The sequence below is a fragment of the Sorangium sp. So ce385 genome (assembly GCF_051474135.1).
Lineage (GTDB): Bacteria > Myxococcota_A > Polyangia > Polyangiales > Polyangiaceae > Sorangium > Sorangium cellulosum_D.
Window position 1 is genome coordinate 5,675,388 of sequence record NZ_CP150337.1, and the last position, 12,894, is coordinate 5,688,281.

10 protein-coding genes are annotated in these 12,894 nt (G+C 69.9%); 2 read left to right on the forward strand and 8 right to left on the reverse strand.

Features of this window, described 5'->3' with window-relative positions; genetic code table 11:
• Positions 1-84 precede the first annotated feature (84 nt).
• Both WME83_RS20605 and WME83_RS20610 read right to left on the reverse strand, forming a co-directional pair.
• On the reverse strand, positions 85-1,641 hold the full coding sequence (locus WME83_RS20605) for a pectate lyase family protein (protein WP_437320992.1): 1,557 nt from the start codon (positions 1,639-1,641) through the stop codon (positions 85-87).
• Positions 1,642-1,699: 58 nt separating this feature from the next.
• On the reverse strand, positions 1,700-2,935 hold the full coding sequence (locus tag WME83_RS20610) for a pectate lyase family protein (protein ID WP_437320993.1): 1,236 nt from the start codon (positions 2,933-2,935) through the stop codon (positions 1,700-1,702).
• A gap of 522 nt (positions 2,936-3,457) precedes the next feature.
• Here WME83_RS20610 and WME83_RS20615 point away from each other — a divergent pair.
• Together WME83_RS20615 and WME83_RS20620 are read left to right on the forward strand one after the other, a co-directional pair.
• Positions 3,458-4,669, forward strand: coding sequence for a pectate lyase family protein (locus tag WME83_RS20615; RefSeq protein ID WP_437320994.1), 1,212 nt, complete (start codon positions 3,458-3,460; stop codon positions 4,667-4,669).
• Positions 4,670-4,688: 19 nt separating this feature from the next.
• The gene (locus WME83_RS20620; protein WP_437320995.1) at positions 4,689-5,936 is read left to right on the forward strand and encodes a pectate lyase family protein; all 1,248 of its coding nucleotides are present in this window, start codon (positions 4,689-4,691) and stop codon (positions 5,934-5,936) included.
• A gap of 7 nt (positions 5,937-5,943) precedes the next feature.
• Here the strand turns inward: WME83_RS20620 and WME83_RS20625 are convergent, their stop codons facing one another.
• The 6 genes from WME83_RS20625 to WME83_RS20650 form a co-directional block, all read right to left on the reverse strand.
• On the reverse strand, positions 5,944-6,732 hold the full coding sequence (locus tag WME83_RS20625; protein WP_437320996.1) for a hypothetical protein: 789 nt from the start codon (positions 6,730-6,732) through the stop codon (positions 5,944-5,946).
• A gap of 154 nt (positions 6,733-6,886) precedes the next feature.
• A complete protein-coding gene (locus WME83_RS20630; RefSeq protein ID WP_437320997.1) occupies positions 6,887-7,441 on the reverse strand; it encodes a YfiR family protein in 555 nt (184 codons plus the stop codon).
• Between the two features lie 36 nt (positions 7,442-7,477).
• Positions 7,478-7,957: a response regulator gene (locus tag WME83_RS20635; protein WP_437320998.1), complete on the reverse strand. Its 480-nt coding sequence runs from the start codon at positions 7,955-7,957 to the stop codon at positions 7,478-7,480.
• A 126-nt stretch (positions 7,958-8,083) separates the two neighbouring features.
• Positions 8,084-10,150, reverse strand: coding sequence for a TonB-dependent receptor plug domain-containing protein (locus WME83_RS20640; RefSeq protein WP_437320999.1), 2,067 nt, complete (start codon positions 10,148-10,150; stop codon positions 8,084-8,086).
• 164 nt (positions 10,151-10,314) lie between these two features.
• On the reverse strand, positions 10,315-11,733 hold the full coding sequence (locus WME83_RS20645; RefSeq protein ID WP_437321000.1) for an ABC transporter substrate-binding protein: 1,419 nt from the start codon (positions 11,731-11,733) through the stop codon (positions 10,315-10,317).
• Positions 11,734-11,818: 85 nt separating this feature from the next.
• Positions 11,819-12,715, reverse strand: a complete 897-nt coding sequence (locus WME83_RS20650) for a TRAP transporter substrate-binding protein (RefSeq protein ID WP_437321001.1) — start codon at positions 12,713-12,715, stop codon at positions 11,819-11,821.
• Positions 12,716-12,894: the final 179 nt, after the last annotated feature.

Below are 12,894 nucleotides of genomic sequence, written 5' to 3' on the forward strand. Positions count from 1 at the left end.
CACCGCGCGAGCACCGCGAGGCCGCTGCTCGTGAGGAGCGGCGGCCTCGCGCACGGGGCGCGGCGACGGCGCGGGCGACGCCCGCTATTCGAGCTCGTCGGCGAGGCGCTCGAGCCAGCCCTCGACGTCCTCGGTCGGGACGACCAGCGGCCGCGTGGTCGGCTCTGCCGTCGGGTAGCCCCCCACCTCATCCTGGCTGTTCACGAGCCTGCCGCCGCCGGAAACGAAGTCTTCGATGATGCGCAGGTCGACCTCATCGCGGTCCCTGGGGCGCGCGCCCGCGTGCGCGAGCACCGTGTCGACGACCGACGCCGCGGGGAGCGCGACGAGGCCGTCGGGCCACACGGGCTTCTCGGGGAGGATGACGATCTCCGGGGAGACGAGCGGCGCCGGTTCACCGCTCGCATCGACGACGATGTTGTCCTCCAGGTACGCCGAGCCCATCGAGTTGGTGCCCACCATCGGGAGCCCTGGCAACGTGTCCACGCCGTGCTGCATGTAGTTGCCGACGATGCTGACCCTGGGAGGCTCCGGCGTGATGCCCGAGCTCTCCCACTCCCTGACGACGGGGCCCAGCCGCATCGCCCATTTCCCGGGGTTGTAGACGACGTTGTTCACGATCGCCCCGGTCGCGAACCCTTTGAACCAGGGGTTTCTCTCGTAGTTGTGGGCGTAGAGATTGCCGACGACGGTGACATCGGTGCAGTAGTCGTGCACGAGGGTGCCCATGGAGTGTGCGCCCTTCGCGTGCACGGATTCGTGGAGCCCTTCGGCGATGATGTTGTTGCTGAGGACGACGCGGTGCGATGTGCCGGCTGGGCCGTCGAAGCGGGGGCCCGAGACGGACAGGTTCTCGTCGACGCCCCACGCCACCGAGCAATGGTCGATCACGATGTCGTACGCGGAAGGGCCGTCGGTCGTGACGTCGGGCTCGAACCCGGACGCCGGCGCGGCGCCGGCGTCGCCCATGCGGAAGCGGAGGTGCTGGATCCGCACGTCGTGCGTGCTGATCCTCATCCCGCCGCGGATCAGCGTGATGCCCGGCGAGGGCGCGGTCTGGCCGGCGATCGTGACGAACGGATCGGTGATGTTGAGTCGGGCCTTGTTCAGGTCGATGATCCCGCCGACCTCGAACACGATGATGCGTCGGCCCGGCGTCTCGATCGCCTCGCGCAGCGACCCTGGGCCGTCCGCGTCGAGGGTCGTCACCTTGATCACCGCGCCCACGTCCTCGACGGGCCCCGAGCCGCCTGCGCCGCCGGAGCCGACGGTGGCCGGGCCGCCTGCGCCTGCAGCGCCGCCGGAGCCGACAGTGGCCGAGCCGCCTGCGCCTGCAGCGCCGCCGGAGCCGACAGTGGCCGAGCCGCCTGCGCCGCCCGAGCCGACAGTGGCCGAGCCGCCTGACCCGCCCGAGCCGCCTGACCCGCCCGCGCCGCCCGGACCGGCGGCCGCGGAGCTGCTGCCGCCGCCCGAGCCGCCGGCGCCGCCCGAGCCGACTGTGGTTGAGCCGCCGAGGCCGCCGGCCGAGCCGCTGGTCGCCGCGCCTCCCGCGGGATCGGTCGAGCAGGCCGCGAACATCATGAGCATCGCCAGGGCGGCCGCGTCGGACGCCCGGCGAGCGCGGAGGAATCGAATGTGCACTGGTCTCTCCGTTGTTGAGGCGGGCCCAGCTCCGAGGGCCCGCCTTTGCAGGGAAGCTTCAAAGCCCGATCTTGCCCACGCCCGCGCCGGCCATCACGATCGCCGGGACATCCGCGCTGCTGTCCACGGTGTAGTCGTAGTAGGTGCTCGGCTCGACCACCGGGCCAGCCACCTCGATCTCGTGATTGCAATCGACGAGGGTGTTGTCCCGAGCGACCATGCGGCCAGGGTTGTTGTCCTCGAAGATCACCCGCCCGGGGTTGTTGACGCTGAAGAAGTAGTTGCCCTCGGCGACCACCCCGGCGTTCCAGGTGGACGCGATGCCATAGCTGTTGTCGTTGTAATAGTTGTTGTAGACGTGCACGGGCTCGCCGAAGCGGACCCGCGGGTTGCGTTGATCCGAGCGATCGAAGAAATTGTGGTGATAGGTGACCCGGAGCCGGCCGACGTCCTGAGGGGCGCCGAGCTCGTCGTGCCCGAGGAGGCAGGTCTTCGTGTGGTCGTAAAAGTGGTTCCACGACACGGTGATGAGGTCCGAGCCCCGCTTGATGTCGAGCGCGCCGTCGCCCCCGTCCGAGAGATCGCAGTGATCGATCCAGATGTGGTGAGAGAACATCTGGATATTGATGAGATCGTCCGAGGCCCCGGTGATCTTGAGGTTGCGGATGATGATGTTGTGGACCGCGTCCGGCGGAGGGGAGGTGATGGCGTCGTCCACCGGCAGGCCGATCTTGAGGCCGCCGCCGGTGAGCGTCGCGTCCGCGCCGAGGCCGAGGATCGTCTTGTGGGACGTCACGTCGTGCATGCCGTCGGTGGCGCCGGTGGGCAGCGCGATCGTCCCGGAGACCTGGATGACGTACGGCCCAGGGCGCGCGATGTAATCGAGGAGCTCCTCGGTCGTGCTGACCGTGACGACCGGGCCGCCCGCGCCGCCCGTGGTCGTCCTGACGCCATAGCCGTCCACGCTCGCGAACCCGTCCGGCCCGTCCCCGGGCCCCTGCGGCGCGCCGCCGGCCCCGCCGTGGCCGCTCGAGGTCGCGCCGCCACCCTGGCCGCCCGCTCCGGTGCCAGCGCCACCGCCGCTGCCGGCGCCCCCGCCGCCCGCGCCCGAAGCGCTGCCGTGGCCGACCGAGGTTGCGCCGCCGCCCTGTCCGCTCGTGCTGCCCGGAGCGCCGCCTCCCGTGCCGCCTTGTCCGGCCGCGTCCTCGCTCGGCCCGGGCGAGCTCGCCGCGCCGGAGCAGCCGACCACGACCGCGCAACCCAGGAGGACCAACGAGAGAACAGCGCCTTTCATGAACCCATCCCTTTCGAATCGTGATGGGGCGACAAGCAATGTCGGTGCCGCCCTCTCCGAGCCGCCCGCCGACGGGCATTCCGGCCCGATGGAAGCCGCGCCGCGCTCGCGGCGCCAAAGCGCTTGTCGCAGCGCGCCGTGAGCTCGTCGAGTCAACCGCGGGTTGACGTGCTTGACGGCGCCGACGCCCGCCACGTCAACCGCGCGTTGACCAGCAGCCATCGGCGGGAGCTTCGCCAGCGCCTCATCGACAGCCGCTCACGTCAGCGCCGGCCATCTCGGCCACTCCCGCGGAAAAATTCTGAAACGAACCGCGCCCGTGCGGGCGCGGCGGCGAACGGCACAACGGTTGCGTGTGCGTTTCGCGCTGCGCGTCGCGCAGGACTGACGAGGCGCGCCGCGGGAGCCCGGATGAGGCGCCGCCGGCGAGCGCCATCCATCGATGATCCGACGTCCGCTGCCTCGACGACGGAGAACACGATGACGCCAGCATCCCCGTCGAGGCAGAGGTGAAGCTGAAGGATGATCTCAAGGAGCGAGTCAGGTGGGACTCTCGTGTTCCCGTTCGCGCTGCTGGCGCTCGGCCTCTGTGCGTGCGGCGGCGACGAAGCCACCCCACGAGCGGCGGACGGCGCCGGCGGCTCCGGGGGCGCGCCCCCGGCCAGCAGCAGCGCGACGGCCAGCAGCGGCGCCACGGCCGGCAGCGGCGCGACGGCCAGCAGCAGCGCGACGACGGGCAGCGGCGCCACCGCCTCCAGCGCGGCGAGCGGCACGTCGAGCGCGTCGACCGGCGGTGATCCCCCGACGGATCCGCCGCCGCCCGCGCCCGAGGACGGCCCCGTCGGGTTCGCGTCGCTGAACGGCGGGACGACCGGCGGCGAAGGCGGCATGGTGGTGACGGTCTCGGACGCGGCGTCGCTCCTGGAGGCGATGGCGGGCACCGAGCCGCGCGTCATCCAGATCTCCGGGACCATCGAGCTGTCCGGCATGAACGACGTGGGCTCGAACAAGACCATCGTCGGCCTCGGCGCCGACGCGACGATCGTCGGCGGCGGGCTGTACCTGTACCGGGAGAAGAACGTCATCATCCGGAACATCACGTTTCAGGACGCGAACGAGGACGCCATCGGCATCACCACCGAGACCACGAACGTCTGGATCGATCACTGTACGTTCATGAACGCGGCCGACGGCCTGATCGATATCGTCCGGGAGTCGTCGTACGTGACCTTGTCGTGGAACGTCTTCAGGAACCACCACAAGACGATCCTCATCGGCCACTCCGACGCGGCCTCGTCGGACGCCGGCTTCCTCAAGGTCACCCTCCACCACAACTGGTTCGACGGGACCCAGACCCGGCACCCGAGCGTCCGCTTCGGCCAGGTGCACGTGTTCAATAACTATTATCTCGACAACCTCTCCTACGGGGTCGCGTCGCGCATGGAGGCCGATGTCGTCGTGGAGGGCAACTACTTCTTGAACACGTGGTTCCCGTGCCGCGCGGGGTATGCGGACTCCGAGCCGGGGGACATCGTCGAACGCGACAACATCATCGAGACCAACATGCCGCCTCCGCCGTCCGAGGACCCGAACGATCCCCCGCCTCCCGCGACGCCGGTCTGCGAGACGCGCGGCGCGGCGTTCGATCCTGCCGCGGCGTACTCCTACGCCGCGGACCCGGCGGAGGACGTCCCGGCGCTGGTCATGCGCTACGCGGGGGCCGGCCGGATCTGAGGCCGCGAGAGGAGGAACCTTGAAGAGCAGGACATCATGCTTGGCGGCGCTGGCGCTCGGGTGCGCCGCGCTCGCGACGGGCTGCAGCGCCAGCGCCGGGGCAGGGGACACGGCCTCGAGCGGAGGCGGCGGCGGCGCGCCCGCGCCGGGCCAGGGCGGCGGGCCCGCCGCGGGGTCGACGGGGGCGGCGTGGGGCGGCGCGAGCGGCGCCCAGAGCGCCTCGGCATCCTCGGCGTCCGGCGGCGGCGCGAGCGCGGCCTCGTCGGGCGCCGGCGCGAGCGCGACAACGTCGTCGTCCACGGGCGGCGGCCCCGCCGACGCGTCGCTGATCGGCTTCGCGGCCGTGAGCGCCGACGGCCTGGCCACGACGACGGGCGGCTCCGGCGGCGAGGTCGTCACGGTGACGACGTACGCCGAGCTGGTCGCCGCGCTCGGCGACGACGCGCCGAGGGTCATCCGGATCTCGGGGACGATCGTGGGCGGCGGCGCGCCGATGCTGCGCGTGCGCTCCAACAAGACCCTCATCGGCGTGGGCGCGGACGCGACCATCGACGGGTTCGGCTTCGACGTGAGCGGCTGGACGGAGGAGCTCGCGGCCAGCGCGGGCGAGACCTGCACGGCCGCCACGCCGGAGGGCTACACGCCGGTATCGAACGTCATCATCCGGAACCTCACGTTCGTGAACTCGGCGGACGACTCCATCAACGTCCCGTGCTTCTCGCACCACGTGTGGATCGATCACAACACGTTCGAGCGCAGCCACGACGGGTCCGTCGACGTGAAGCGCGGCTCGGACTGGGTCACGGTCTCGTGGAACCACTTCCACGAGACGGTCAAGACCATGCTGCTCGGCCACGACGACGACAACGGCGCGCAGGACACGGGCAGATTGCACGTGACGTATCACCACAACTGGTTCGATCACGGCGACCAGCGCCACCCCCGCGTCCGCTTCGGGCACGCCCACGTGTTCAACAACTTCGCCGTCGGGCTCGGCGACTACATGATCGGCAAGGGCGTGGGCTGCTCCATCTACGCCGACGGGAACTACCTCCAGGACGCCGAGGCCGCCACGGACGATTACGGCGGCTCCGATCTCACGTGGACCGACACCAACGTGGTGATCAACACGGATCCCGCCAGCGCGAACGGGCAGGGGTTCGACCCGTCGATGTTTTATGCATGGACCCCCGATCCCGCCGAGGAGATCCCCACGCTCGTCCCGGCCGGCGCCGGCGCCGGGGTGCTGACCGGCGACGAGCACTGATCCGGACTCACCCCTTCCAGCCGGGCGGCGGCTTGGCGAAGCCGGTCTCGGCGGGGAACGGGCTGGCCGTCTCGCGCTGGTAGAGCCCGTCCACGTCGATCCCGAGCGCCCGCAGCCCCTCGCGCTGCTCGTAGCGGATCACCAGCACGGCGGCGGGCTTCGGCGTCGCCCGGTCGAACTGCGTCGACGAGATGCGGGACTCGCGCCGCTCCCCGAAGCTCGTGCCGAGCCCCTGCGGCGCGGCGGGCGCCGGGCCGTACCCCCCCGGCGCCGGCGCCGGCGGGGCAGCGGGCGCCGGGGCCCGCGGGCGCATCGCCGCGGGGGGCGGCGCGCCGCCCGGCGGCCCGCCGAACGCCGGCGGGGGCGGTGTGAACGGAGGCGGCGGGGGAGGCGGCGGCGGCGCGAGCTCCTCGAACACCGCCAGGCCGATGACGCCCACGTTGCGGGGCTTGCCGATCTTCGCGGCGTACGACTGCTCGATGCTCCCGAACCGGAACGTCGCGACCTCGGTCTGGCTGATGCGGAACCCGGTGAAATCGAACGCGTCGTGAGCCCGGATCACGATGCCGCGCAGGTCGAACGAGGCGTCCTTGCCGCTCTGCACGTCGAGCCCGTCGACCGAGGGCACGACCTCCACGCGCCCGCCGGTCAGGTTCCGCACGCGCAGCGCGTAGCGCTGGCCCGACCGCCCCTCGACGTACGTCGTGTCGCGCTGAACGTACTCCCGCGCCGGCGCGAGCGCGCCGTTCTCCTCGACGAGCAGCTCCACCTCGACGATCCCCTTCAGATCCCGCATCGCGATGCCCCTCTCCTCGCGCCGCCGCGCTGTCCAGCGCGGCGGCGATGATCCGGGAAATACGTGACCTGCCCGTGGCGCGCGTGTCAAGGCGATCGGTCGGCTGCTCGGCCTGGCCAGCACCGAAAGGCCAGCAAGCCCGCTACCGGGTGCCTCAGTCGACGATGCGCGCGAGCCGGAGGAGCTGTGGATCGAAGCGCAGGCCGACGGAGTTAGCGTACTTCACATTGAGCAAGAGCTCGGGTTTGGTGCCGGCCAGCCCCACGGAGACGGCGCAGCCGCGCTTGACGTCATCCCCGTCGCCGCACACGACGATGCGGACGACGGAGCCCTCGCGCGCTGGAATCTCGGGGATGATCGAGGACAGGCCGCGCGCCACGTAGACCACCTCGGCCCCGCTCATGCGCAGCGCCTCCTGCAGCTGGGCCTTGGAGCCGTACGTCACGCGCACCGCGGTGGCCGTCCGCCTGGCCACGGAGGTCCTGGCCGCCAGGCTCGAGAGCACGGCCGTCATCGCGTTCGCGTCCTCCGCGCTCTCGCCCGACGCGTCGCCGACGATCGCGAACACGGCTGCGCCCGTCCTGCTGGCGAACCCGCTCTCGTAGCCGATCGACCGCAGGAGGATGGCGCCGCGCAGCTCGTGCGGAACGGCAGGCGCAGAGAGCTCCTCGCTGCTGGACGTCGTGAGGATCGCGATCGCCGTCAACATCCGGACTGAAGATCTCGAAGACATCGTGCCTCTCTATCAGCGTTGAGCGAGCCGCCTCACGATGACCGGCAAGCGGTGCAGGTTGCGCTTCGAGATGACGGCGTCCGCCTGGGCTTCCATCTGCAGGCGCTCGAGCTCCTGCTCGGAGTGCCCGGACATCAGGATGACGCTGAGGTGCCCGAGCCGCGGGTTCTTCCGGAACAGGGTGAGCAGCCAGTCTCCCCGGAGGGTGGGCATGAAGACATCGACGATGACGACGCGCGCCTGATGTCGCACGATCGCCTGCGTCGCTCCGATGGGAGACGGCAGCGCGACGACCTGCCAGCCTGCGTCCCGCAGGATGCGGGACACCTCCTCGCGCGCGAGCTCGCTGTCGTCGATGACGAGCACAGGCGCGGTCATCGCTCCGCTCGGAGGGATCACCGAGCTCGCGGATGCGCTCGGCGCGGTGTCTGCATCCTCCAGCGCGCCGGCGGTCGGCGGCTTCGTCTGGCTGGTGGTATTCCGGTCGCTCACGGCCCCAGCTCGACGGCTCTGTCCTCGCGTGACGCGAGGAGCGGGCGTGGCGCTCCTTCGGAGGCCGTGAGCGCCGGCTGGCACGGCGCTGCCCGGACCCTCCAGAGGCTCGGGTGGACGCGGCGCCTAGAAGCCATGCGTCACGTTGAGCGTCAGGCTCCGCCCGATGGCAGGGATGTCGAAGCCGCCAAATCCGGGCTCCGAGCGCCGCTGGTTGAAGAGGTTCTTCACCGACACGCTCGCCGCCGTCTCCGTACGATCACCGAGCAGATCCGCGCGCAGGCTCGCGAGCGTGACGTCGACCGTGGCGTAGGCCGGCAACGTGTACGGCTCGCCGTCGTTCTGCAAGACGTTGCCCTGGGCGGCGCCTCGCGCGCCCACGATCTTCGCGTGAATGTTGATGTTGGAGTAGATCTCGGGGAGCCGGACGTCGACGCCACCCAGCGCGAAGACGAAGGGATACAGCGGGAGCTCCGTGTCTGTCTCGTAGACCAGCTTCCCCTTCTCGACGTGGGCGATGCGGCCGTTCGCCGCGACGCTCGCGTAAGGCGCGATCCGGTCGTGGGCCAGCCGCAAGCTCAGCTCGGCGCCCACGTGCGTCTCGTCGCCCTGGTTGCGCCCCACGAAGTTCGCGCCGAGCGACGTGAACTCGATCCGGTCGGCGATCTCCTGGGCGTAGACGGCGGCTTCGAACAGGATCATCGAGAGCCCGCCGCTCACGACGAGCTCTGCGGAGCGGCTCTTCTGCGGCTCGAGCGGCGGCGCGTACGGCAGCGTCTCGCTGCCGATGACATTGTTGCTCCGGCCGAAGCCCGTCAAGCCATACAGGAGGATGGCCGACGGCGTCTGGTAGGAGCTCCCCACGATGAGCTTCGTCACGAGGTTGTCGCTCCAGCGGTACGCCGCGGAGGCCCGCCAGGACCCCTGTGCATCCCAGTGGTTGGGCTTGTCGAGCCGGACGTTCCCCGAGAGGTGGAGCCCTTCGAGCCATGGAAGCCGTTCCACCTGTATCCGAGCGAAGGCGCCCCCCGTCGAGAGCATGGCGGCGCGCAGATCCTCATCGGAGACCAGGTCGACCTCGTCGCCGCTCGCGTGGCCGCCGACGTCGGACCGGTAGATCTCCGTGTAATACAGGACGTCGGCGAGGTCGATGATGGCGTCCGCTCCGCCGCTCAGGGTGACGGCCGCTGACAGCGACGCGTCGATGCGTGCTCCGGCCTGGAACGCGGTTGACGAGAAGTTGCGGCGGAACGACGCGGCGCGGACGCCCGTGAGGAAGAGCTCCTCGTCCCTCGTCGGCGCGCCGCGCGAGACGCCGGCCGAGAGCTGCGTCGTGACGCGCGGCGTCCACGCTTTGTCATGATGAACGCTCGCCCACGCGTTCTGAAGAGAATACCGAGAGCCGTGGGTGAGCGCGGAGTTGAGCTGGAACTCCCCCATGGAGTCGAGCCTCTGGAAGCCCCCTTGGACCTTCAGGCTGCCGATCGCGTCGGTCTCGACGCTCAGCTGGGCGTAGAAGCTCGAAGGCGCAGCGATGTCGTTCCGGCTCTCGTCCGAGAAGAGCGGCGCGTACGCCGGGAGCTCTGGCCGCTGCCCGGGGAACGTACGCTCGATCCTCAGGCCCGAGCGATCGATGCGGTCGAAGCTGTACGCGGCGAGGACGCCGAAGCCGTCCGTCACCTGCCGCGCCAGGATGGTCCCACCGTAGCCAGGCTGCTTCGAGATCCAGTTGCCTCGGGCGGACAGCTCCGCCCCGGAGGAGCCGTCGCTGGCATCTCGCGTGATGACGTTCACCGTGGCGAGGAAGGCGTTGGCTCCATACAGGGACGACAGGGGCCCCTTCGCGATCTCGACCCGCTCGACGCACTCGATCGGGATGTACTCCGGCCCCAGGAGCGCCGTCAGATCGGGCTGAAAAATCACGGAGTGTCCGTTGATCATCACCTTGACGATCCGCGAGCCCGCTCGAAGCCCGCCGGTCACGCCCCTCACGCCGACCGATGGGAGCACCAGGTCGTCGACGACATACAGCCCCGGGGTGTTCGCGAGCACGTCGGCGAGCGAGCGCCACCCGCGCGTCCTGATCTCTTCCTTGCTGATGACCACCAGGTTCGCGGCGGCGATCGATTTGTCCTCTGCTTCACCGCCGCTCGCGGTGACGACCTGGACGTTGAGCAGCTCCTCTAGCGACATCTGTGCCAGGGCATCCGTCTCATGGACCGAGGTCGCCTGCGGAGGCGGCGCGCTGGATCGTTGTGCGCTCGCGTCGCGCGTCGCCCCGCCCATGAGCGCAGCCACGAAAACGGGAACTCGAATCGTATTCGCCCGACTCGTCATGCTGTCACCACGAGATCGGGTCACGGGTCCGGGACGAGCGGACACGTGGGCTGCACGCAGTCGAAGACGGCGAGATCCCGGAACATCCGCTGCTCGATCTTCCAGTGCGCGACCTTCATGAGCACATTGCCCTCGGCGTCGAAGTCGCAGCTGCCAGAGGCTCCTTCGTAGTTGATCGGCCTGCCCTCGGCGATCAGCGAGATCGCCCGTGTGAACCCGTCGTCGCCGGGGCGGACGACCTCCCCGGACGGCTCGTTGATCTTCGTCAGCGCGTCGCGTATCTGCGCCGGAGTCACCGCGGTCGGATCCTCGAGCGGTGCGGACGCGACCAGCGACGCCAGCATGAGCACGGCCGCGGCGTCATAGGCCACAGCGTCAAAGGCCCCGAGCTCGAACGCGCCGACGCGCTCCAGCGCCCGGACGAACGCCTCGCCCGACGGCCCTGGCTCGAACAGAACGGGTGACGTGCCCTCCTGCCCGTCGGCGGCGCTCCCGAGCCCCTCGATCACCTGCGCGCGACGGAAGGTATCGTGGTGCAGCAGGGGAATGGCGCCGCTATAGTTCTTCGTCACGTTGATGTTGTGACCGGAGTTCGACGCATCGATGATGGCGTCGGGCGGGCTCCTGTGCGTGGCCTCGCCGATCTTGTCGCCGTCCTCGTCCGTCAGCTCCGTGATGTCGTCGACGAGGCGGTTGAGCTCATCCGCGAAGTTGTAGTCCGTGGGCACGCCTCCAGCGCCGCTCGGCACGTAGAAGATCCCCTCGACGATCGGCGCGGGCGCGCCCGGCGGTCGCACGTCCTTCGCTGCGCCGGCGAGGGCCGACACGTAGCCGACGCCGAAGGCGTTCTTCGGTCCGAGGACGGAGATCTTGAGCTGTTCCTCGTCGGCGATGTCCCGCCGCGTGAGGATGTTCATGACGACCCGCGTCTGGGGCAAGGCGCTCATGGACGTGCGGAAGACCCAGCCGTCCGCGTCGCGCCGCGCTGCCCGCACGAGGGGATCGGCGCTCTGGTCGTCAGGGTTGTTCAAGAACGGCGACGAGGCCGCCATCGAGACCGAGGGCACGCCCATCCGCCTCGCAGGGTCGGGATCGTAGTTCAGGCTCGCCACGCCCTCCGTGTTCGGGCTGGAGTCGAGCACGAGCGCCTTCGCTCCGCCCGCCACGAGCTCCTGCGCCAGCGAGATGGCCAGCGACCTCGTGTTCTTGGAGTCCCGCAGCGGGAACTCGAAGGCCAGATCCTTGTAGCCCGCGCGCTCGAGAGCGTGGTTCATCTGGTCCTGCGCCATCACGATGGCCGAGTACCAGTTCGGGTTGGCGATGTCGCCGGTGCGGTCGACGACCCCTCCCAGCTGGAGGATGCCCTTCGCTCCGGGCTCCTCGCCGCTGGAGCATGCTGCCAGGGCGGCGACGAGCATGGGGATCGACCCGATTCGCATGGTGTCTCTTCGACGTGTAGCGCTGCACGGAGCGTCGCGGGGACGTCGCAGAGCGCGCGGCGCGTGGAATATGGGGCACGGAGCATCAATAGGAGAGGACTTCGCTCCAGGTGGTGACGTTCCACGTGGTAGCAAACAGGCTGCCGATGGCGGGCTCTGCCGCGGCGCGGATCGCGGCTGCGTCCGGGGTCACCACCGCCATGCCGAGCGACTCGAACTCGGCCAGCAGCGTGGATTCACGGGCGGCCATGTCCGCGGAGCCCCACCTCACGGCTCTCGTCATGGCCTTGCGGAGCTTCCGCTCGTCTCCGCGCGGCAACCCGGCCATGAAGCACTCGTTGGCCATCACGAGGCCGAAGCCCACGAGGGGGTTCGTCAGCGAGAGGTGCGACTGCACCTCGTGCAGGTTCAGCGAGCGAATCTGGGTGAGATCGCCCTCGGATGCGTCCGCGGCTCCGTTCTCCAGCGCCGCGTAGATCCCGGTCAGCGGGATCTGAACGGGCGCGGCGCCGAGCGAGGACCACACGGCGATCCAGTCCGGCACCGGAGGGAGCCGCAAGTCCAGGCCCACGAAGTCGGCCGGGCCGTCGATGGGAGCGCTCGACGTGAACTGCCGGAAGCCGCGGTACACGGTGCCGAGCGTCTCGAGGTTGCCTCCGGCGAGGATGAGGTCCTGCGCTTCCTGCCCGAGCTCGCCGCCCCAGACGCTCTGGAAGTGCTCGTAGTCGCGGATGACGTAAGGACCGTTGAAGAAGAAGTACTGCGGAGCCCAGTCCTGGATCGGCTGGCCACCGGTGAGCATGATATCCGCGACGCGCTCTTCGGCTTCGCAGCTCGTCATGGCCGGATTGATGGTCTGCTCGTTGAGGACCGAGGTCGACACCTGGACGGTGATCCTTCCGTCCGTCTTCGCTTCGAGCAGCTCCTTGAACCTGTTCGCCGTGTCGGCGAGGATGTGACCCGCGGCGAACGGCGTCGCCACGCGGACCGTATACGCGGGCCGACGCGCCTCAGCAGGTGCAGCCAGCGAAGCTACGAACAGCGAAACAGCGGCTATCGCGAACGTATTACGATGCGTCATGCGTGTCCTCAGCGAGCTACGCGGCTCGATGCAAACGGTGAGCCAGCGCGACGAGACGCGGCTGGCCCGCAAGAGGAGAG